Source organism: Nocardioides sp. F233, assembly GCF_057813895.1.
The window spans coordinates 542,984-562,981 of the sequence record NZ_JBVASH010000001.1; the positions used below are offsets into that span (position 1 = coordinate 542,984).

Annotated in this window: 16 protein-coding genes; 3 read left to right on the forward strand and 13 right to left on the reverse strand. The window is 71.6% G+C overall.

Annotated elements, in window-relative coordinates; genetic code table 11:
- Positions 1–3: 3 nt before the first annotated feature.
- A complete protein-coding gene (locus ACZYRU_RS02545) occupies positions 4–1,332 on the reverse strand; it encodes a right-handed parallel beta-helix repeat-containing protein (RefSeq protein WP_488956236.1) in 1,329 nt (442 codons plus the stop codon).
- A 114-nt stretch (positions 1,333–1,446) separates the two neighbouring features.
- Positions 1,447–1,812, reverse strand: a complete 366-nt coding sequence (locus tag ACZYRU_RS02550; RefSeq protein ID WP_488955507.1) for a hypothetical protein — start codon at positions 1,810–1,812, stop codon at positions 1,447–1,449.
- Between the two features lie 130 nt (positions 1,813–1,942).
- On the opposite strand from ACZYRU_RS02550, the gene ACZYRU_RS02555 reads away from it, so the two are divergent.
- Both ACZYRU_RS02555 and ACZYRU_RS02560 read left to right on the forward strand, forming a co-directional pair.
- On the forward strand, positions 1,943–2,824 hold the full coding sequence (locus ACZYRU_RS02555) for an AAA family ATPase (RefSeq protein ID WP_488955508.1): 882 nt from the start codon (positions 1,943–1,945) through the stop codon (positions 2,822–2,824).
- Positions 2,825–2,826: 2 nt separating this feature from the next.
- Positions 2,827–4,236 carry a vWA domain-containing protein gene (locus ACZYRU_RS02560; RefSeq protein ID WP_488955509.1) on the forward strand — a complete coding sequence of 470 codons (1,410 nt, stop codon included), beginning with the start codon at positions 2,827–2,829 and terminating at the stop codon, positions 4,234–4,236.
- A 187-nt stretch (positions 4,237–4,423) separates the two neighbouring features.
- Here ACZYRU_RS02560 and ACZYRU_RS02565 read toward each other — a convergent pair whose 3' ends face one another.
- From ACZYRU_RS02565 to ACZYRU_RS02615, 11 genes are all read right to left on the reverse strand, one after another.
- Positions 4,424–6,787 (reverse strand): binary toxin-like calcium binding domain-containing protein, encoded by a 2,364-nt coding sequence (locus tag ACZYRU_RS02565; RefSeq protein WP_488955510.1) that lies wholly within the window; start codon positions 6,785–6,787, stop codon positions 4,424–4,426.
- A gap of 254 nt (positions 6,788–7,041) precedes the next feature.
- The gene (locus ACZYRU_RS02570; RefSeq protein WP_488955511.1) at positions 7,042–8,496 is read right to left on the reverse strand and encodes a flavin-containing monooxygenase; all 1,455 of its coding nucleotides are present in this window, start codon (positions 8,494–8,496) and stop codon (positions 7,042–7,044) included.
- Positions 8,497–9,207, reverse strand: a complete 711-nt coding sequence (locus ACZYRU_RS02575) for a TetR/AcrR family transcriptional regulator (RefSeq protein ID WP_488955512.1) — start codon at positions 9,205–9,207, stop codon at positions 8,497–8,499.
- Positions 9,208–9,227: 20 nt separating this feature from the next.
- Positions 9,228–10,919, reverse strand: a complete 1,692-nt coding sequence (locus ACZYRU_RS02580; protein WP_488955513.1) for an FAD-dependent oxidoreductase — start codon at positions 10,917–10,919, stop codon at positions 9,228–9,230.
- Positions 10,920–10,922: 3 nt separating this feature from the next.
- Positions 10,923–11,927, reverse strand: a complete 1,005-nt coding sequence (locus tag ACZYRU_RS02585) for an AurF N-oxygenase family protein (RefSeq protein WP_488955514.1) — start codon at positions 11,925–11,927, stop codon at positions 10,923–10,925.
- Positions 11,928–12,116: 189 nt separating this feature from the next.
- Complete coding sequence (locus ACZYRU_RS02590; protein ID WP_488955515.1) at positions 12,117–13,457, reverse strand: hypothetical protein; 1,341 nt, start codon at positions 13,455–13,457, stop codon at positions 12,117–12,119.
- Positions 13,454–14,392 (reverse strand): hypothetical protein, encoded by a 939-nt coding sequence (locus ACZYRU_RS02595; protein ID WP_488955516.1) that lies wholly within the window; start codon positions 14,390–14,392, stop codon positions 13,454–13,456. Before ACZYRU_RS02595 ends, ACZYRU_RS02590 begins: the two co-directional genes overlap by 4 nt.
- A gap of 7 nt (positions 14,393–14,399) precedes the next feature.
- The gene (locus tag ACZYRU_RS02600) at positions 14,400–14,852 is read right to left on the reverse strand and encodes a putative T7SS-secreted protein (RefSeq protein WP_488955517.1); all 453 of its coding nucleotides are present in this window, start codon (positions 14,850–14,852) and stop codon (positions 14,400–14,402) included.
- A gap of 30 nt (positions 14,853–14,882) precedes the next feature.
- Complete coding sequence (locus ACZYRU_RS02605) at positions 14,883–15,554, reverse strand: hypothetical protein (RefSeq protein WP_488955518.1); 672 nt, start codon at positions 15,552–15,554, stop codon at positions 14,883–14,885.
- A gap of 34 nt (positions 15,555–15,588) precedes the next feature.
- Positions 15,589–16,758, reverse strand: coding sequence for a pyridoxal phosphate-dependent aminotransferase (locus tag ACZYRU_RS02610; protein WP_488955519.1), 1,170 nt, complete (start codon positions 16,756–16,758; stop codon positions 15,589–15,591).
- Between the two features lie 192 nt (positions 16,759–16,950).
- Entirely contained in the window at positions 16,951–18,426 is a 1,476-nt protein-coding gene (locus ACZYRU_RS02615; protein WP_488955520.1) for an FAD-binding protein, read from the reverse strand.
- 69 nt (positions 18,427–18,495) lie between these two features.
- Between ACZYRU_RS02615 and ACZYRU_RS02620 the strand changes: the two genes are divergently transcribed.
- Positions 18,496–19,989 carry a potassium/proton antiporter gene (locus tag ACZYRU_RS02620; protein ID WP_488955521.1) on the forward strand — a complete coding sequence of 498 codons (1,494 nt, stop codon included), beginning with the start codon at positions 18,496–18,498 and terminating at the stop codon, positions 19,987–19,989.
- Positions 19,990–19,998 lie beyond the last annotated feature (9 nt).

Below are 19,998 nucleotides of genomic sequence, written 5' to 3' on the forward strand. Positions count from 1 at the left end.
CGCTCATCCGAGGTCGGCGAGCAGGGACGCCGCGGGAACCGGGACCTGGGCGGGGTCCGGGTGGGTGGGGCCCGCCGGCAGCGGCGCGGGCACCTCGTCGGTAGCGGTGAGCGACGGCAGGTCGCGAGGCAGCGGGACCTCGAGGAAGCTCATTCCCTCCGGCGCCTGGCCGCCGGGCAGGTCGGCCCCGGTGGCGGCCGGCTGCGTGGGCGCCGTGCAGGTGCGGAGGAGGCCGGCCGGCAGCGCCGACAGCCCGACAGGCGGACGGGCACAGTTCCCAGCCGCTGGAGCGAGGTCGCTGGAGGTGTTGGCGACGTCGACGCCGTTGGCGCCCAGCTGGTTGCCCTCGAGGCTGTTGCCGGTGCTGGGCACGTCCTCGGCGCTGTCGAGGAGGATGCCCGCGCGCAGGTTGCCCGTGATCAGGTTGTGGACCAGCCGGTTGTCCTGCCCGCCGCCGATCCCGACCCCGACGCCCCAGCCGCCGTCGGCCTGCGACGGGGACCGCGGCTCACTGTTGTCGGTGACCACGTTGCCCGCGACCAGGTTGCCCTTCTGGGGGACGAACGCCTCCTGGTAGTTGGAGGTCAGCGTCATCCCGACCCGGTTCCCGCTGAACCGGTTGCCGACGATCGTGAGCGAGTCGGAGGCGTTGGCGTTCTCGAAGCCCACCGCGTTGCGGGTCGCGACGTTGCCGGACACGACGGTGTCGCACTCGCGGCACTGGCCGACGTAGATCCCACTGTCCGCGGACCCCGACGCCCACGAGTCGGCGATCACGCCGTGGCGGGTGTTGAACGCGTAGATGCCGTAGAGGCCGTTGTTGGTCGCCGTCACGTGGTCGATCCGGAACCGCTCCAGCGGTGGGAACTTCTCCGGGTCGAAGGTCTCGTAGCCGTCCTGGCCCGGGGTGCGTACCTCGCGCCCCTCGTGGACGCCGGTGAACAGCACGCCGTACAGCGTGGTGCTGGTGACGGTCAGGTTCTCGACCGTGACACCGTCGGCGATCACGACGATCCCGGACGTGCGTCGACCCTCTCCGGTGACGACGACCTCGTTGCGATCCGTGCCACGGATCGTGACGCCGGGGACGTCGACCAGGACCTTCTCGGAGTACGTACCCGGACCGACGAGGACCAGGCCGTTCTCGGCTACCGATTCCAGCGCCTTGCCGAGGGTCGGTGCGTCCTCGGGGACTCGCACCACCTCCGCGGGCGGGGCATCGGGGCCGCCCTTGCGGCCCCCCTCGTCGGGGCCGTCGGACGAGCAGCCAGTCAGCCAGCTGGCGCCCAGCACGAGTGCGATCAGTGCCGCCGGGAGCCGACCTCGAATCACGGACAACCCCTGCTCCTTCTCCATCGGCGCCCACGTGCACGCCAACGGTAGTCACCCGATGGTGGGCGTACTGCCCGAACCCGTTGCTTTGACTGGCTCAGGGGTGAGTTCGAATCACCCGGCGAGGGTCGGGCCGAGGCAGACGGCGACCAGCTCGCCCGCGGCCTCGCCCAAGAACACGGCCCAGCCGTGGTCGAAGGACACCACCTCGGTGACGCCGTCGGGCGTGCGGACGATGGCCTTGCTCGGGACCACGTCGCGGTCGAATCCGGTGAGCGAGCACCGGTTCTCGCGCATCATCGTGTCGAGCGGCCCCGACGACATGTCGATGCGGCGAGCGGGCTCGGCAGGCCGAGGGGTGGCGACCGAGCTCATCGCGCCGTAGCCGACGAGCAGGGTCAGCGCGGAGACGGTCGTCGCCGTACGCAGGGCGTGGACAGCGACCCGCAGCCAGGACGGGGACGCGGCAACGACACTCATGAAGCCCCCCTTGCCCTGTCCTGATCAGCCCGTGTCCGGGTCTCTTCCCACTGCCCATCTCAACGACGACGGGGCCGCCGGGTCACGACCGCGTGACGTGGCAGACACCGACGCACGGCAGGATGGGGCCATGACCTGGTTCGACGCCCCGGCCGACGCGGCCACCCGGCTCGCGACGGCGGGCTACCTCGCGGACGCCGCCACGGCGACCACCACCTACCTCGCCGGCGCGCTCGAGAAGCCGCTGCTGCTCGAGGGGCCGGCCGGTGTCGGCAAGACCGAGCTGGCGAAGGCGGTGTCCCGGGCGACCGGTGCCGATCTGGTCCGGCTGCAGTGCTACGAGGGCCTCGACGAGGCGCGGGCGCTCTACGAGTGGAACTACAAGAAGCAGCTGCTCCGGATCCAGGCCGCCAACGCCGGCGGTCGTGACGGCGGTGTCGACTGGGACGCGACCCACGACGACATCTTCAGCGAGGAGTTCCTGCTCACCCGGCCGCTGCTGACCGCGATCCGTCGCGAGGAGCCGACCGTCCTGCTGATCGACGAGGTCGACAAGACCGACATCGAGGTCGAGGGCCTGCTGCTGGAGGTGCTCAGCGACTTCCAGGTGACCATCCCCGAGCTCGGGACCGTGGCTGCCACCCGCCGTCCGTTCGTCGTCCTGACGTCGAACGCGAGCCGCGAGCTGTCCGAGGCGGTCAAGCGGCGCTGCCTCTACCTCCACATCGACTACCCCGATGCCGAGCGTGAGCGGCAGATCCTGCAGCAGCAGGTCCCCGGCCTCGACGACCGGATCGCCGAGCAGCTCGTCACCACCGTCGGCCGGCTGCGGGAGCTGGAGCTGAAGAAGGCGCCGTCCATCGCCGAGTCGGTCGACTGGGCGCGGACGCTGATCGCCCTCGAGATCCGCGACCTCGACGCGAAGGCGATCGGCGACACCCTCGGCGCCGTGCTCAAGCACCAGTCCGACCACGAGCGCGCGGTCAAGGAGCTGAAGCTGGCGAGGTCCTGACCATGGCCTCCGAGCGACCGGACCACTCCGGGCTCCTCGACCGCCACCTGGCGTTCGTCGAGGCGCTGCGCGGCGCCGGCCTGTCGGTCTCGCTCGCCGAGGACATCGACTCCCTCGCCGCGCTCGGCGCGGTGCGCTGGGGGAACCGGGCCATGGTGCGCGACGCGTTCGCCGCGACGATGGTCAAGAAGCAGGCGCAGCGCACGACCTTCGACGCCCTCTTCGACGTCTACTTCCCGGCGATGGTCGGCAACGGTGCCGGGGCCGAGGAGGGGGACGAGGCCGGCCACGGGCAGGTCCGCGACAACGCCTCCGCCCTCGTCGACTTCCGCGACCGCCTGGCCGAAGCCCTCGAGGCCGGCCAGGTCGACGAGGCCGAGCTGCGCCGGATGGCCGCCGAGATGGTCGGCGTCTTCGGGGCGATGCCCGGCCGCGGGCCGGGGCTGTCGTCCTGGTCGGCCTACACCGCGCTGCAGCGGGTGGCTCCCCAGGAGCTCATCGACAAGCTGGTGGCCGGACTGATGGGCGAGGGGACCGACGAGGAGGATGCCCGCCGTCAGGCCAACCGCCGGATCGGCTCGTTCACCGCGATGGTGGAGGACGACGCCCGCCGCCGGATCGCCGAGGAGAAGGGGCCCGACCACGTCGCCGAGGTCGCCGTGCGCCCCAGCATCGACAAGCTGGCCTTCATGGCCGCCCGTCGAAGCGACCTCGACGAGATGCGCAAGGAGATCTTCCCGCTCGCGCGGCGGCTCGCGACCCGGCTCGCCAAGGAGCAGCACTCCCGGCACGCGCGGACCGCGCCGCTCGACTTCCGGCGTACCGTCCGCGCCTCGATCGCCACCGGCGGCGTACCGATCACTACGCACCACCGTCCCAAGCGGCCGCACCGCGCGGACCTCGTCGTGCTCTGCGACGTCAGCGGCTCGGTGGCCAACTTCGCCCAGTTCACGCTGCTCTTCGTGTTCGCGCTGCGCGAGGTCTTCCAGAGCATGCGGGCGTTCACGTTCATCGACCACGTCCACGAGGTCACCGGCCACTTCCGGCCCGGCGCCGACCCGGTCGACGTCCTCACCGACCTGGCGGCCGCGACCTCGCACGCCGCGCTGTGGGGCCGCACCAACTACGGCCGGGCGTTCACCAAGTTCGAGCAGAACCACCTCGACGCCCTCACGCCCAAGACCACCCTGCTCATCCTCGGCGACGCCCGGTCCAACTACAGCGACCTCCACGAGGACGCGCTGCGCCGGCTGACCGGCTCGGTGAAGCGGACCTTCTGGCTCAACCCCGAGCACGAGCGCAACTGGGGGACGGGCGACTCCGCCGCGCCGGCGTACGGCGAGATCGTGCGGATGATCGAGTGCCGCAACCTGACCCAGCTCAGCGAGTTCGTGCACGACCTCGCCTGGTGAGGGGCCGCCACACCTGGGCGCAGCGAAGGTATGGGTGAAGGCCGAAGATCGAGGAGCGCCGACGGACTCGCGCTGCGGAGCAGGCGAGGTCGTGGCGCGTCACGAGATCGCCGTACGAACGACGAACGCCGACCACCCCCCTAGGGTGGTCGGCGTCCGTCGTGTTCGGGCGACTACGTCCGGGTGATCACGGACGGTTCGGTCCGGACAGGGTCCGGGTCGGGTCGGCTCCCTTGGCGACCTCGCGGCCGTCCGAGGCGCCACCGCGGTCGGTGTCGAAGTCGACCGGGCTGCTCTTGCGCTTGCCGAACCGCTTGGTCGCGTTGCCCTTCAGCTCATTGCTGTCGGAGAGCCCGTCGCCGTCGGTGTCCGGGTTGACCGGGTTGGTGACGAACGAGCCGATCTTGAAGGTCTTGACGACCTTGCCCCCCTTGGCGACGAAGACCTTGGTCTTGAGCTTGTAGCCGTTGAGCTCGGCGTCGTCGCGCAGGCCGTCACCGTCGGTGTCGGCGACGCACGGGTTGGTCGACACGTGGCCGATCGCCGCGCCCTTGCCCTTCCGGTTCTTGCTGGTGCGCACCTTCTGGGTCAGGTCCCAGCCCTTGACCTCGGCGCCGTCCTTGAGGCCGTCGCCGTCGGTGTCGGCCTTGAGGGGGTTGGTGCCGGCCTTGCAGGAGCCGACGTTGCCCGCGGTCTCGACGCCGTCGGACAGGCCGTCGCCGTCGGTGTCGGCCTTGTGCGGGTCGGTGCCGAGCTGCGCCTCCTGGGCGTCGGTCAGACCGTCGCCGTCGGAGTCGCCCGGAGGCTGGACGACGGGAGTGTCGTCGATCTCGGCCAGACCGGAGTACTGCGAGACGTAGCCGCTCGCGCCACCCTCGGTCTGGACCCGGATGAAGCCGTCGGTGTGGGCGGTCGGGATCGAGACCCGACCGGCGGCGGTGACGTTCTCGATCTTGCCGAGGTACTCCTCGGCGTTGTCGTCGGCGGTCCAGTAGACGTGCAGCGTCAGCGGCGGCGTGGGCGGCAGGTTGGCGCCCACGGCCGGGTCCACCGGCGCCACGTCGAAGGAGACGGCGCCGTCGGCGAACTTCGCGTTGGCCGGACGCCAGGTCTGGATCCGCGAGTTGGAGTTGCCGTTGTTCCACAGGAACCACTGGGTGCCGGCCTCAGACTCGGCCGCGACCGTCGTACCGTCGGTGCGCGGGCCGAAAGTGTTGCCGTAGACCTTGGTGCGGGCCAGTGCGGTGCCGATGGTGATCGGAGCCTCGGCCGAGCCGTCGATGCCGTCGAAGTGGTTGTTGGTGATCTGCCAGCCGGAGTCGTCACCGTTCGCGGCGACGGCGGTGGCGAGCCAGACGCCCCACCGGTTCTCCTCGGCGTCCGGGCCCTGGATGAACTGGTTGCCGTCGATCACGTTGCCAGACTGGTCGTTGCCCGGGTCGCTCTCGATCTTGATGTCAGTGCGGACAGCGCCGATCGCGTCCCGGAAGGTGTTGCCGGTCACGGAAGTGCCGGTGTACTTGGCCTGGTCGAAGTTGAGCGCCTCGACCATGCCCTCGAAGGTGTTGCCCGAGAAGGTGCTGTCGGCGAAGCTGCCACCGCGGTCGTCCCAGACGTACTCGAAGCCGGTGGTGTGGTTGTTGGTGAGGTCGAAGTTGGTGGCCTCAGTGCCGGGCCCGAAGACGAGCGCGGACTTGAAGCCCGCCGCCGGGCCGATCATCGTGTTCTTGTCGAACGACACATTGCTCAGGTCCGAGTTGTCCTCGAAGTGCGCGACGAACTCGGTGTCGGTGCCGACATCGCCCTGGTGCACGCTGATGTCGAAGGTCGAGTTCTTGACGACGAGGTCGGAGATCGTGGATCCCGGCTTGCCGGCGTGGATGTCCGACCACCAGGTGCCCCGGGTCTCGAGCCCATCGAGGGTGATGTCGGAGGCGCCGTCGTCGAGGAAGACGCAGATCTCCTGGGCGTCGCTGAGGTGGTCGTCGCAGGTGACATTCTTCAGCGTCGTGCCCTGGTCCGTGTCGACCACGAAGGCCGACTCCGCCGAGCGGACGTTGACGGCGTTCTCGATCGTCGCCTGCGAGCGCAGCAGGAAGGCGCTCAGACCCCAGTCGTAGCCGGCGCCTCGGGTGTCCGCGTCCTCGACCCCGGAGACCACGCCCACCCGGTTGCCGAAGTCGATGGTCACCGGGACCTGCGAGTCGACCAGGAACCAGGCGCCGCCGCCAACGGTGTCGTCCGGCGCCGGATCGCCTCCGGTGTAGTCGAACATGGCGTCTCCGGCCTCGGTGCTCGGCAACCAGATGGTGCCGTTGAGACCGGCGTCGAAGTTGATGACGACGCCCTCGGGGTTGGTCGACGCGTTGGCGTCCACGATCGCGTCGGCGAGCGCTGCGCGGGTCAGCTCGGTGACCGTGATCGTGTCAGCGGCCGCGTGCGCCGCCGTCGCCGACAGCACGGTCGCGGAGCCCGCGACGAGGGCCGCCGCGACGGCCCGGCTCGCGTGGCGGCCGAGAGCGGCCCTCCACAGCGGGATGTGTGAACTCATGTTCCCCTGTACCTCAGTCCTGGGTAGGCGCCGCTCGTGGCGCGACGTGCGGACGAGGCCCCCCATGGGCCTCGGTCGTCGCTCGTGGCTGCGACGACAGGCTCAGGATGCTGAGGTTGGTGGGGGTGATGGGGTGGATCGGCGGGCTGCGCCACGAATTGTCACCCGAACGGGGGGGCGGGGCCTGGGTGGCCCGGCATCACCCCGGGGGGTCGCGTGGATCCCCGGCTGTCCGGTGATCCACGCAGCGGGCTTCAGGCCGAGAACTCGAGTGCCTCGTCCTCGACCGGCTTGCGGAACACGAGGACGTCCTTGAAGTAGTTCATCTTCAGTCGCCACGGGAACGTCGCACCCTGCTTGGGCAGCGAGTCGATCGAGCGCATCACGTAGCCGGCCTCGAAGTCGAGGAAGGGCTCCTCGGCGACCGACGGGTCGCGCCGGGGCATGACCAGCCGGGTGCCGGTCTCGTCCATGCGGCGCAGCACCTTGACGACGTACTCGCAGACCAGGTCGGCCTTCAACGTCCACGACGCGTTGGTGTAGCCGATGATGAACGCGAAGTTCGGGATCTCACTGAGCATCAGACCCTTGTAGGCCATGGTCTCCGAGGGAGCGATCTTGGTGCCGTCGACGCCCAGCGTGGCGCCGCCGAAGATCTGCAGGTTGAGGCCGGTGGCGGTGATGACGATGTCCGCCTCCAGCTCCTTGCCGGACGTCAGCAGGATGCCCTTCGGCGTGAACCGGTCGATGTGGTCGGTGACGATGTCGACCGTGTGGTGGCGCAGCGCCTTGAACAGGTCGCCGCCGGGGACGGCGCACAGGCGCTGGTCCCACGGGTCGTACGGCGGCTTGAAGTGCTCGTCGAAGCTGACGTCGTCGGGCAGCTGGCGCTCGAGCAGCCTGCGCAGCAGGGCGCGCGACTCCTTGGGACGGGCCTGGCAGAACTCGTAGAACGCGATGCGGCTGGTGAGGTAGCGGGTGCGGACCAGCTTCTGGGCCAGCTTGTCGGGCAGCCGGCGGTACATCTCGGCCGAGACCTTGTCGTACGTCGGCTGGCTGATGATGTACGTCGGCGTGCGCTGCAGCATCGTGACGTGACCGGCGCCCGAGCTGGCCAGCGCCGGGATCAGGGTGACCGCGGTGGCGCCGGAGCCGATGACGACGACCCGCTTGCCGGCGTAGTCGAGGTCCTCGGGCCAGTGCTGCGGGTGGATGATCTGGCCCTCGAAGTCCTCGGCGCCGGCGAAGGCCGGGGTGAAGCCCTCGTCGTAGCGGTAGTAGCCGGAGGTCGACCACAGGAAGCTCGCGGTCAGCTCGATCGTCTCGCCGGTGTCGGTGCGCTCGACGGTCACCGTCCAGCGGGCGTCCTCGGTGGAGAACTCCGCGTGCACCAGCTTGTGGTGGTAGCGGATGTGCTGGTCGATGCCGTTCTCGGCAGCCGCCTCCTTCAGGTAGGCGAGGATGTCGGGCCCGTCGACGATCGCCTTGGTGCCCTTCCACGGCTTCCAGCCGAAGCCGAGGGTGTGCATGTCGGAGTCGGAGCGGATGCCGGGGTAGCGGAACAGGTCCCACGTTCCGCCCAGCGAGTCGCGCATCTCGAGGACGGCGTACGACTTGTCGGGGAACGCCTTGGTGACGTGGTACGCCGCGTCGATCCCGGACAGGCCGGCGCCGATGATCAGCACGTCGAGGTGCGTGGAGTCGCTCATTCAGGCTTCCTTGAAGTTGAGGAGCTGCTCGACCGGGAGGTCGGGCACCTCGATCCTGCGGGAGGCTGCGAGTCCTTCGATCTGCAGCCAGGTCACGTCGGCGAGCAGCCGGGTGAAGGCGGGGGCCGGGGGGAGGAGCTCGTCGCGCGAGCTCCAGCTGCGGACGGCGGCGATGACGCCGCCGACGAGCAGGAAGACGTAGGGCGTGAGCGCGTTGCGGTCGTCGTCGTCGACCTCGGCGTCGAGGATCGCGAGGAAGCCGCCGATGACCAGCTCGATCTGCTCGGCGATCTGGCCGATCGCGACGTCGAGGGGCTTCGACGCCGCACCGGGGATGTCACGCTCGGCGAAGCGCATCAGGGCGACGTTGTCGGCGCCCCAGCCGACGTACGCGGCGATGATCCGGTGCACGATCTCGCGTGGCGTGCCCTCGAGGGTGACCGCGGCGAGCAGCAGCTCCCCGGCGCGGTTGCAGATCTCCTGCTGGATGGCGACGTCGAGGTCCGTCCGGTCCTCGAAGTAGCGGTAGAGGACGGTCCGGTGGACCGACGCCTCGTCGGCGATCAGCTGCACGCTGAGCTCGGCGCCGGGCTCGAGGTCGCGCGCGAGCACCGTCAGGGCGGCCTCGATCACGGCCTGGCGGCGGTCGGCGTTGTGCTGCTGCCAGCGGCGCTTGCGCCCGTCCGTCTGGTCCCGCTTCGGCGTCCCCATGCCGACACCTCCTGCGATCCTCACGATGTCAGCGACACGGTACGCCGGAGCAGTCCCCGGCGACGCACAGCCGGGGGCGCGGCGGCCGAGCGCTGCTCGGTGACGTCGGTGATCTTGACGCGGGGACGGCCGGCCTGCGCACCGTGCTCGCGCTCGGCGGCGTCGAGACGCTGCCAGGCGGCGAGGTCGGCAGCGTCGGTGTGCCGCTCGGCGACGAGCGCCGCGATCGCGGTGGCCGTGCCGGTGGGCGCGGGGAGGCCGGCGTCGAGGTCGTCGAGGATGGTCTCGACGGTCTCCTGGGCGTCGGTCTTGTTGGTGCCGATGAAGCCGACCGGACCACGCTTGATCCAGCCGACGACGTAGACGCCGGGCTCGACGCGTCCCTCGTGGTGGGGGACGGTCGCCGTCCTCTCGTCGAACGGCAGCCCGGCGACCGGGGTGCCGCGGTGGCCGACCGAGCGCACGACGAGGCCGGCGTCGAGGACGAAGGTGTCGTCGGTGGCCTCGGCGCGGATGCTGCCGTCGGCGGCCTCGACGAGCCGGTTGCGGGCGACCCGGACGCCGGTGACCCGGCCGCCCTCGCCGAGCACCTCGACGGGGGAGACCGCGAAGCTGAGCACGATCCGGCGGCGCGTCGGGTCGGACGAGGCAGGGCGCTCGGCGAGCTCGCGCAGCAGCGCGCTGCGCTGGTCGTCGCCGGTCAGCAGTGCGGGATCGACGTCGACGACCACGTCGACGTCGTCGAGCGCCGCGAGGCCGATCAGCTCGGGGACCGTGAACGCCGCCTGGGCGGGACCGCGGCGGCCGAGCACGACCACCTCGCGCACGTTGCTCGCGCGCAGCTGGTCGAGCGGGCCGGGCGCCAGGTCCGTGCGCTCGAGGACCTCGACCGGGCGGGCCAGGATGCGCGCCACGTCGAGCGCGACGTTGCCGTTGCCGATGACGACCGCGCGACCGGACGGGTTGGAGACCGCGCCGAGCGGGACGTCGAGGTCCTGCTGCTCGGGGTGGCCGTTGTACCAGCCGACCAGTGCGGTCGCCGGGACGGAACCGGCCAGGTCCTCGCCGGGGATGTCGAGGCTGCGATCGGCGGAGGCGCCGACGGCGTACACGACCGCGTCGTAGTGGGCGCGCAGATCGGCGAGGGTGATCCCCTCCGCGCCGACCTCGACGTCGAGGAAGTAGCGGAACCGCGGCTGCCGCTCGATCGCCTCGAACAGCCGGGTCACCAGCTTGGTCGACGCGTGGTCGGGGGCGACGCCGTGCCGGACCAGGCCGTACGGCGTCCGCAGCCGGTCGTAGACATCGACGCCACCGACCTCGGGGTGCTTGAGCAGCTCGTCGGCCGTGTAGAGACCGGCCGGGCCGGCGCCGACCACCGCGACCCGGAACGGACCGGAGCGGGTGAGCCGTCGCTGCTGCGGCACCAGCGCGACCGGGGTGCGGTCGGCGTGCGGGAACGCGTCGTAGTAGGACGCGTTGAGCTCGAGGAATGGCAGCTGCTTCGTCGTCAGCGCGGCGTCCGGCACCATCGCCCCGACCGGGCACGCGGTCGCACAGGCGCCGCAGCCGACGCAGGCCGTCGCGTCGACGTACACCATCTCGGTGGTGCCGAAGCCGGGCTCACCCGGCGCGGGGTGGATGCAGTTGACCGGGCAGGCGACGACGCACGAGGCATCGGCGCAGCACGACTGCGTGACGACGTACGCCATGGCTCAGACCGCGGCGGACTTGGGCTCGCTGCGGAAGCGCGAGGGGCTGCCGTGGATGCCGAGCGCGCGCCACACGAGGCGGGAGACCCGGTTCATCAGGCCGAGCTCCTCGGCGAGCATCCGCACGTCGCCGAAGGTGTCGCGCAGCAGCTTCTGGGACTTCTCCGACTTCCAGTAGACCTCGCGCATGACGTCCTTGGGGATGTCGAGGTCCTTCTGCATCTGCTTGGTCGGCTTCATGATCACGTCGCACAGCACGCGCATGATCAGCGGGTAGGCCAGCGACAGGCCGAAGCGCTGGATCCGGCCGTAGTCCTTGGAGCGCTCGACCAGGTAGGTGTGCGCGAAGCCGATGTGGCGGGCCTCCTCGGCCACGTGGATCTGCATCACGCGGGTGACGATCGGGTGCAGCTCGTGGCCCGAGCGCAGCACCGACTTCTGCAGGTAGTCGATCGGCTCCTCGCCGGCGAGGATGCCGAAGAAGAAGATGTTGGGCAGCGGGCCGCCGGCCAGGCACAGGAACGGCGCGACCTTGATGAACCAGCCCGGGCCGCCCTTCACGTCGACGCCGATCCGGTTCACACCCTCCTGGAACATCTGGGTGTGGTGGCACTCCTCGGTCACCTCGTGCGTGGAGTAGCGGAACTCCGCGCGGTTGTTGCCCATCGGGATGAGGTGGCTCATGATGCCGCCGATCAGCACCTGCTCGAACTGCAGGCCGACCTTCATGATGTTGGCGAGGCGGTACTGGCCGACCTCGATCTGCCGCTCCAGCGGGAGCTCGCGGTACCAGGTGGTCCCACCGAGGGAGTCGATCTCCGGGAGCACCCAGCGCGGGTCGTTGGGGACGACCTCGAACTCCGGGCTGTCCCAGGCGATGTCGAGGAAGGCGTCGAAGTGCTGGTGGACCGAGGCCTCGGACAGCACGCGCAGCGTGTCCTGGTAGCTGAGCCCCGCCAGGTCGTGCGTGGTGGGGGTGTCGATCGGGGCGTCGGCAGTCGCAGTCATGGGTCCTCGGTCCGTTCTCATCATCGAAATCGGGAGCGTGCTCGCTGTTAGCGCAACACCATGTTGCGTACATCGACCGGGGTTTTGTCAAGGAAATCGGACAGAAATGGACCGTGGGCAGGCTGACGCCGCCGTCCGTGTGACGGGGATCGCCCTGTTGGTCCGGCGCTCGGTGCGCTCGGCGGAACGTCAGGCGGGGCGCAGGAAGCCCAGCGCGCGCCAGCGGGCGAGGGCGGCGACGAGGTCCGGGTGGTCGGCCCGGTCGGCGGCGCGGCCGCCGGTGACGAGGGCGGGGGAGGCGGCGTCGGTGCCGGCGTCGTAGACGACGGTGAGGCGGTTGCTGGCGCCCGCGTTGATCAGCGAGCCGAGCAGGGCGACCGGGTTGCTGCGGTCCTCGAGCGAGAGCACCCGGACGTCGGCCGGGAGGTGGGCGAGCTGGGCCGCGGGGGCGTCGGCGGTGACGACCTGCTCGACCACGAAGCCGGGCAGGTCCGTGCGGGTCGCGATCTCGAGTGCGGCCGCGCCGCCGCTGCCGCGCCCGACCAGCATCACCCGGGCGGGCTCGTCGCCGGGCTGGCCGCCCGGATCGAGCGCGGCGGCGAGGGCGCGGACGACGGCGGAGGCCTCGCTGGACGCGTCGCCGGAGACCAACCGGAGCCGGCCGGGGGAGGGTGCGGGAGCCGCGGCGTCGGGCAGGAAGGCGACCAGGCGGCCGGGCGCCGCGCGCAGCACCCGGACCGGGCCGTCCTGCTGCTCGGTGAGGATCGTCATCAGGTCGCCGAGCCCGGCAGGTGCGCCGTCGACGGTCGCCGCCCCGCTGGGCACCGGCTCCGTGCTCTCGGCCAGGCCGACGGCGACGTCGCGCAGGGCGGCGCCCCAGTCGTCGGGCAGCGGGGCGATGCCGGTGGCGCGCAGGCCGCCGATCCGGGCGGAGCGTCCGGCGTCACCGGCCAGCACGCCGGCGGTGAGCAGCCCGCGCATCTGCAGGCTGTCGAGCACGCCGCCGCCGGTGGTGACGTGCTCCATCAGCTCGGGGTTGGCCTCGGCCAGCTCGCCGAGGTACGCCGCCACGCCGTCGCGGTCGAGCGCGTCGGTCTCGATCAGACCGGCTGCGACGATCGCGCCGCCGAGGTTGACCTCGGGAGCGAGGTAGCCGATCGCCTTGCCGGCGATCGAGCCGAGGGTCTCGTATGCCGCCGCCTGGAGCTCGTCGATCCAGCGGTACGTCATCACGGTCGCCCGCAGCACCAGTGCGTCGGCGTCGAGCTCGATGGACCGGCTCAGCAGGCTGCCCTTGCCGGTGGTCGCGGCGCGCACCTCGTCCTCGGCGGTCGACCACGTCGTGGGGGACAGCGGCGCGGAGTCGGCGACGTCGGGGTCGACCAGCACGTCGGCGCCGAGCTGCGACCACTCCCGCATCTGGGCGCCGGCGTCGTCGAACAGGTCGGCGAGCCGCAGCATCTGGTCGTACTTGTCGGCCAGGTCGGCGACCTCGACCGCGGTGAGCGGCTGCTGCTCCTCGGCGCTCATCGCGCCGCCTCCCCGAGGACCGGCGCGACCAGTGCGGCAAGGTCCTCGGGCGCGGCGGCCCTCACCTCGAGCCGGAGCACCCCGTCCTCGTGGTGGGGGCGCAGCGAGCGCCAGCCGTCGCCCAGCAGCGTCCAGGAGACGACGCCGACGGTGTCGACCGCGGCGCCGGACACGTCGGCGACCAGGGCCCGCAACCGCCCGCGGGCCTCGCCCGCCAGTGCGGCGAGCACGCCGACGACAGCCGCGTCGTCCACGAGCCCGTCGGCTCCACGGACCGCGCCGCTGTGCCGGGACACGAGCACGGGCAGCAGGTCACCCCGGCCCGAGCCGCTCGCCTCGGCGGCCGCGTCGGCGAGCTCGAACGGCAGGTCGACGTACGACGGCACGTCCGAGGACCCGAGCGCGACCTCCTCGGAGATCGCGGCGACCCGCGCCAGTTCGGCGGCCCAGGCGTCGGTGCCGAACCAGCCCAGCTCGAACACGATCCCGTCGACGGTGGCCAGCGAGGCGACGGCGCTCCCGCCCTGGCGGTGCCAGACCTTGGCCTGCACGCCGCCCATCGTGACGTCGACGTCGAGTGCGAAGCGCGGTGAGGCGAGCAGGCCGATCGCGCCGGCCAGTCCGGCGTCGAGGACGCCGTCGACCGTCAGGCCGCGGCGTTCGAGCGAGTCGGCGGGGTCGTGCAGCGCAGCGACGGCCGCACGGAAGGCCTCGTCGTCGAGCGACGCGGGGCTCTGTCCGAGGCGGGCCTGCATGGCGTCGGTGGTGGGCGGTGCGGCGACCTCGAACGGCAGCGGTGCGTCGCCGGCGAGGCGGGCGGCGTGCTGCAGCTCGGCCAGGGTCAGGCCGATCCGGCGGGGTGCGGCGGCGAGGGCGCCACCGTCGCCTGCCGGCGCTGCGGCGGGCGGGACCGAGGTGAGGTCGATGGTCGGCATCGGGCGATCAGCGCTCCAGGCCGGGGACGTCGACGGTGAGCCAGTCGCGGTGTCCGGCAGGCGGAGGGGTGAACGCGGCGAGCGCCTCGTCCAGCGGGTCGGGCGTGACCTGGAGCCCGTCGCCGGCCTCGTTGCGGCCGGCGATCGCGGCGATCCGGGCGTGCGCGTCGGTGACCAGTGCGTGCACCCGGGCCTGGGTCGTGGCGATCTCCTCACGCACCGCGTCGACGCTCTCGGCGTGGTCGGCCAGCGCATCGGCGGCACCGGTGTGCCGCTCGGCGGCCACTCGCAGGTGGCTGGCGCGGTCGGTGACCCGCTCGCGCATCGCGTCCGCGGCCCGTCCGGTCCAGCCGAGACCCTCGACCCGGGCGACGAGCTCGTCGGCCAGGGCGCGTACGTCGGCCCCCTGGTCACGCAGCTGGGTGGCACGACGCCGGATGATCTCGCTGTCGCCGTACATGAGTCGCGCCCTTCCCCATTCCATCCCGGCTCAAACCCCCGTATTCCGGACGCGGCGCGCTGCGAGTGCCACCGGCAGCGCGACGGTCAGCAGCAGGCCGGCGCCGGTGGTCCAGAGCACGCTCGCGGTGTCGCGGTCTGGCTCGAGGAGCGTGCCGACCGTGCCGAGGACCAGGAAGCCCGCGAGCAGGCCGCGTGCGATGACCCACCACCACGGCCGCTTGCGCCACCGGTCGGCCCGCGGGTGCGGTGCTCGGGGGCGCGGCTCGGGGGCGGGATCGCGCCAGCGGTACGGCACCGGGGCATCGCTCGGCTCGGGGGCGCCGCGGCGCCGGCGGACCGCACGGGCACGGTGCTGCGTTCGGGCGAGGCTTGCGGTGTAGAGGGCCGCGGGCGCGCTCATCAGGGTCACCACCAGACCGCCCCAGGCGGGTGCGTGGCCTTCGGCGACCGGGACGAAGATGATCAGCCACGAGGCCGCGAACAGTGCCCCGAAGAAGACGGCCAGGATCGACAGGCCCCACCAGCTGGTCACTTCCCGGGTGCTGCCGCGGGGTTCGAGGCCGATCTCGTCCGGCAGATAGCTGTGCAGCTCGCCGGTCCGGGTCAGCCGCAGCACCCGCTGCACGCCGGCGGTCACCGCGGCCCGGTGCTCGGCGTGGATCGCGTCGTTGCGCTGCTCGAGCTCCCGACGGTCGATCACCCCGTCACCCTAACGATGGTGAGGGGCCGCCAGATCAGAGGTTGCCGTCGAGCCGGTCCAGCGCGGTGGAGATGTCGTCGGCGGTGCCGGCGAAGCTGAACCGCAGGAACCGGCCGCCGTCGACGGTGTCGAAGTCGATGCCGGTCGCGACCGCGACGCCGGTGCGCGCCAGCAGGTCGCGGCAGTAGGCCATCGAGTCGGTGGTGAGGTGCCCGACGTCGGCGTACGCGTAGAACGCGCCGTCCGCGGGCGCCAGCCGGGTGATCCCGAGCCGCTGCAGGCCGTCGAGGAGCAGGCCGCGGTTGTGGGCGTAGCGCTGCACGTGCCCGTCGAGCTCGGCGTACGCCGTGTCCTCGAACGCAGCGAGCGCCGCGTGCTGGGCGAGCACGGGCGGGCAGATCGAGAAGTTGCCGGTCAGCACGTCGACCGGCCGGCGCAGCCGCTCGGGGGCCAGCATCCAGCCCAGCCGCCAACCGGTCATCGAGAAGTACTTCGAGAACGAGCCGAACACGACCGCCTCGCGCGAGGTCTCCCAGGCGCAGCCGGCGCGCGAGCCGGCGTACTGGATGCCGTGGTAGATCTCGTCCGAGACCAGCTGGACGCCGTTCTCCTCGCACCAGCGGGCGATCGCGGCGAGCTCCTCCGGCAGGAGCATGGTGCCGGTCGGGTTCGCGGGGCTCGCGACGACGAGGCCGTCGAGCGGCTCACGCGCGTGCGCCTCGGCGAGCTGCTCGACGGTCGGCTGGAAGCGGGTCCCGGGTCCCGTCGCGATCTCGACCACCGCGCAGCCGAGGGCCGCCAGCACGTTGCGGTAGCAGGGGTAGCCCGGCCGCGCGATCGCCACCCGCGCGCCCGCGTCGAAGGCCGCGAGGAACGCCAGCAGGAAGCCGCCGCTCGACCCGGTCGTGACGATCACGTCGTCGGGGTCCACGGCCACGTCGTACGTGCGGCGGTAGTGGCCGGCGATCGCCGTACGCAGCTCGACGATGCCGGTCGCGGTCGTGTACCCGAGCGGGTCGCCGCTGCCGAGCAGCCGGATCGCCGCGGCGTTGACCATCGCCGGCGCGCCCGTGCTCGGCTGTCCGGCGACCAGGTTGACCAGGTCGCCGTGGCTGCGCTGCCGCTCCGCCGCCGCGGCGAGCAGGTCCATCACGTGGAAGGGCGGGACGTTCGCCCGGGCGGCGGCGGTGAGGCGGTCGGTCACGCGCCGATCCTGTCATGCGCGACCCGGCAGAAACTGGCCCGGGTTTTGCGCCGACCCGGCAGAAAGTGGCTCCGAATTCACGCCGACCCGGCAGAAAGTGGCTTGTTTGCGAGCCACTTTCTGCCGGGTCGACGGGATTTGCGAGCTACTTCGAGCCGGGTCAGCGGATTTCAGGAGCCATTTCGAGCCGGGTCAGCGGGTGGCGGCGTGCCGACCGGCGCGGCGGCCGAAGAACGACCCCTCGCCGAGCTGGGTGCCGGAGCAGTAGCCGGCGCCGTCCTGGGCGATGTTGGAGGCGCAGGCGCCGGCGGCGTACAGGCCGGGGACGACCGAGCCGTCGGTACGACGAACCTCGCCGTCGACGGTCGTCGCCATCCCGCCGATGGTGAAGCCGGCGTACAGCGCAACGCCGAGCGACAGGTCGAGGACGGCCCACGGAGCGGCCGTCTGCGGGGCGATCCAGTCGGGGTGCTTGTGGAAGTCGGGGTCCTCGCCGTTGGCGGCGTTCTCGTTGTAGGTCTCGACCGTCTTCACCAGCGAGCCCGCGGGCATGCCGAGGCCGGCCTCCATCTCCTCGAGGGTCTCGAAGCCGTCCTTGAGCGGCACCAGCGGCATGTGGTCCTCGCCGAGGTGCTCGCTGTCGACGATGAGGTACGCGACGGCGTCGGGCTGCTGCACCACGTGGTACGACGTCCGCGCGTGGTAGCTGTCCTCCGACACGAACCGCTCGCCGTCCTTGTTGACGATGATCCCCTTGCACCGCGACGACGGCGGGTAGAAGGGCGCCGTGATGAACGGCTCCTCCATGTTCTCGAGCGCCGCGCCGACGGACTGGCCGAGGCGGATGCCCAGGCCGTCGTCGTACGTCGAGCCGAGCGTGAACAGCTTCGAGCCGAGCGCCGGCGTGTAGCGGGCGACCATGTCCGGGTTCATCACGAACCCGCCGGCCGCCACGATCACGCCGCCGGCGCCGATCGCGCCGTGCTCGTCGAAGGAGCGCCAACCCACGCCGACGACACGGCCCGACGTGGGGTCGCCGTCGACGACCAGGTTGGTCGCGCCGGTCTCGTAGCGGACCTCGACGCCGGCCTTCTCGACCTGCGTGCGCAGCAGGTCCATCACGATCTTGGTGCCCTCGGTGTCGCCGGGCACCGGCACCTTGTGGCCGCGCGGGGCCGGGGCGACCTGGTCGCGGAACGGCCAGACCTTCTCGTTGCCGGTGTACATCAGGCCCTGGGTGCCGGGCTGGATCACGGCCTTGCCGGGGAAGTAGGAGCGCTCGAACTCGAAGCCGAGGTCCTCGAGCCAGTCGAAGTGGGCGACCGATCCCTCGCAGTAGGCGCGGATCTTCTCCTCGTCGGGGTCCTTGGTCGAGGCCATCAGGTAGCCGACCATCGCCTCGACCGAGTCCTCGTGGCCGGTGGCCCGCTGGACCGCCGTACCGCCGCCGAGGTAGAAGTGCCCGCCCGACATGGAGGAGGTGCCGCCGTGGATCGCCGCCTTCTCGAGCAGCAGCACCCGGGCGCCCGCGCGGGCGGCCTCCAGGGCGGCGCAGCCACCGGCGATGCCGAAGCCCACCACGACCACGTCGAAGTGCTCGGCGCCGTCGAGGACGCTGGCCGGGAGAGCGTCGGGGATGGCGAGACCGGCGGGCTGGGAGGTCGTCATGCACCAAATCTAGAACATGTTCTACCGATAGACTACTGACCCTGCCACCCGACGGAAGCCGAGTGACTCTTGACCTTCGATGTCCACCAGCTCGACACCTTCCTGCTGATCGGCGCCGGAGTCACGTTCCTGGCCGTGCTGGCCGTGCGGATGTCGTCCGGGGTGGGCCTCCCGAGTCTTCTCGTCTACCTGCTGATGGGCGTCGCGCTGGGCGACGCGGGGCTCGGCATCGACTTCAGCGACGCGCAGGTGGCGCACGCGATCGGGTTCGGCGCGCTGGCCGTCATCCTCGCCGAGGGCGGTCTCACCACGAACTGGCGCGACGCGCGCCCGGCGATGCGGATGGGCCTGTCCCTGGCGACGCTCGGCGTGCTGGTGTCGATCGGCGTCGTCGCCGTCGGTGCGCACTTCCTGCTCGGCCTGTCCTGGCAGCTGTCTATCCTGCTCGGCGCGGTCTGCTCGCCGACCGACGCGGCGGCGGTGTTCTCGGTACTGCGCGTCGTACCGCTCCCCAAGCGGATCACCGGCACCCTCGAGGCCGAGTCCGGGCTCAACGACGCGCCGACCGTCGTGCTCGTCACCCTCGTCTCGTCCGGAGCGGTGGGTGAGCACGGCTTGCTCGGCACCACCGGCATCGTGGCCTACGAGCTCGTCGCCGGCGTCGCGTTCGGGCTCGCGGCCGGCTTCGGCGGTGCCTGGGTGATGCGGCGCGCGGCACTTCCGTCGTCCGGCCTGTACCCGATCGCAGTGCTCTGCCTGACCCTGATCGGGTACGGCGGCGCCGCGGCCGTGCACGCCAGCGGGTTCGCCGCGGTCTACGTCGCCGCGCTCGTCCTCGGCAACGCCGAGCTGCCGCACCGGATGGCCACGCGCTCGTTCGTGGAGGGCCTGGCCTGGCTCGCGCAGATCGGGCTGTTCGTCATGCTCGGCCTGCTGCTCTCGCCGGCACGGCTGACGTGGGAGGTCATCGGGATGGCTGTGGTGGCCGGCAGCATCCTGACCTTCGTGGCCCGGCCGGTGTCGGTGGTGGTGAGTGCTGTCGTACGGCCGATGAGGTGGGCGGAGCTCGCCTTCATCTCCTGGGCCGGGCTGCGCGGCGCGGTCCCCATCGTCCTGGCCACGATCCCGCTCGCTGAGGGGGTCGACGGGGCGACCCGGCTGTTCGACATCGTCTTCGTGCTCGTCGTGCTCGACACGCTGATCACCGCGCCCTCGCTCCCGCTGACCGCCCGCGTGCTGCGCGTCGCCCGCCGCTCGGAGCCGCGCGGCATCGAGGTCGAGGCGGCGCCGCTCGAGCGGGTCGCGGCCGACCTGCTCCAGGTCACGATCAGCCCGGTCTCGAAGCTGCACGGCGTCGAGGTCGGCGAGCTGAGGCTGCCGCTGGGCGCGAACGTGTCGATGGTCGTCCGGGACGGGCAGACGATGGTGCCCGAGCGTCGTACCGTCCTGCGCCACGGCGACGACCTGATCGTCGTCACGCCCCGCAAGCTGCGCGAGGCGACCGAGCAGCGGCTGCGCCAGGTCAGCCAGGGCGGCCGGCTCGCGCAGTGGCTCGAGGACTGACCGGTACGG

Coding starts and splice junctions, on each gene's coding strand:
- ACZYRU_RS02550 (WP_488955507.1), bottom strand. CDS start 1,812: ATGAGTGTCGTTGCCGCGTCCCCGTCCTGGCTGCGGGTCGCTGTCCAC.
- ACZYRU_RS02555 (WP_488955508.1), top strand. CDS start 1,943: ATGACCTGGTTCGACGCCCCGGCCGACGCGGCCACCCGGCTCGCGACG.
- ACZYRU_RS02560 (WP_488955509.1), top strand. CDS start 2,827: ATGGCCTCCGAGCGACCGGACCACTCCGGGCTCCTCGACCGCCACCTG.
- ACZYRU_RS02565 (WP_488955510.1), bottom strand. CDS start 6,787: ATGAGTTCACACATCCCGCTGTGGAGGGCCGCTCTCGGCCGCCACGCG.
- ACZYRU_RS02570 (WP_488955511.1), bottom strand. CDS start 8,496: ATGAGCGACTCCACGCACCTCGACGTGCTGATCATCGGCGCCGGCCTG.
- ACZYRU_RS02575 (WP_488955512.1), bottom strand. CDS start 9,207: ATGGGGACGCCGAAGCGGGACCAGACGGACGGGCGCAAGCGCCGCTGG.
- ACZYRU_RS02580 (WP_488955513.1), bottom strand. CDS start 10,919: ATGGCGTACGTCGTCACGCAGTCGTGCTGCGCCGATGCCTCGTGCGTC.
- ACZYRU_RS02585 (WP_488955514.1), bottom strand. CDS start 11,927: ATGACTGCGACTGCCGACGCCCCGATCGACACCCCCACCACGCACGAC.
- ACZYRU_RS02590 (WP_488955515.1), bottom strand. CDS start 13,457: ATGAGCGCCGAGGAGCAGCAGCCGCTCACCGCGGTCGAGGTCGCCGAC.
- ACZYRU_RS02595 (WP_488955516.1), bottom strand. CDS start 14,392: ATGCCGACCATCGACCTCACCTCGGTCCCGCCCGCCGCAGCGCCGGCA.
- ACZYRU_RS02600 (WP_488955517.1), bottom strand. CDS start 14,852: ATGTACGGCGACAGCGAGATCATCCGGCGTCGTGCCACCCAGCTGCGT.
- ACZYRU_RS02615 (WP_488955520.1), bottom strand. CDS start 18,426: ATGACGACCTCCCAGCCCGCCGGTCTCGCCATCCCCGACGCTCTCCCG.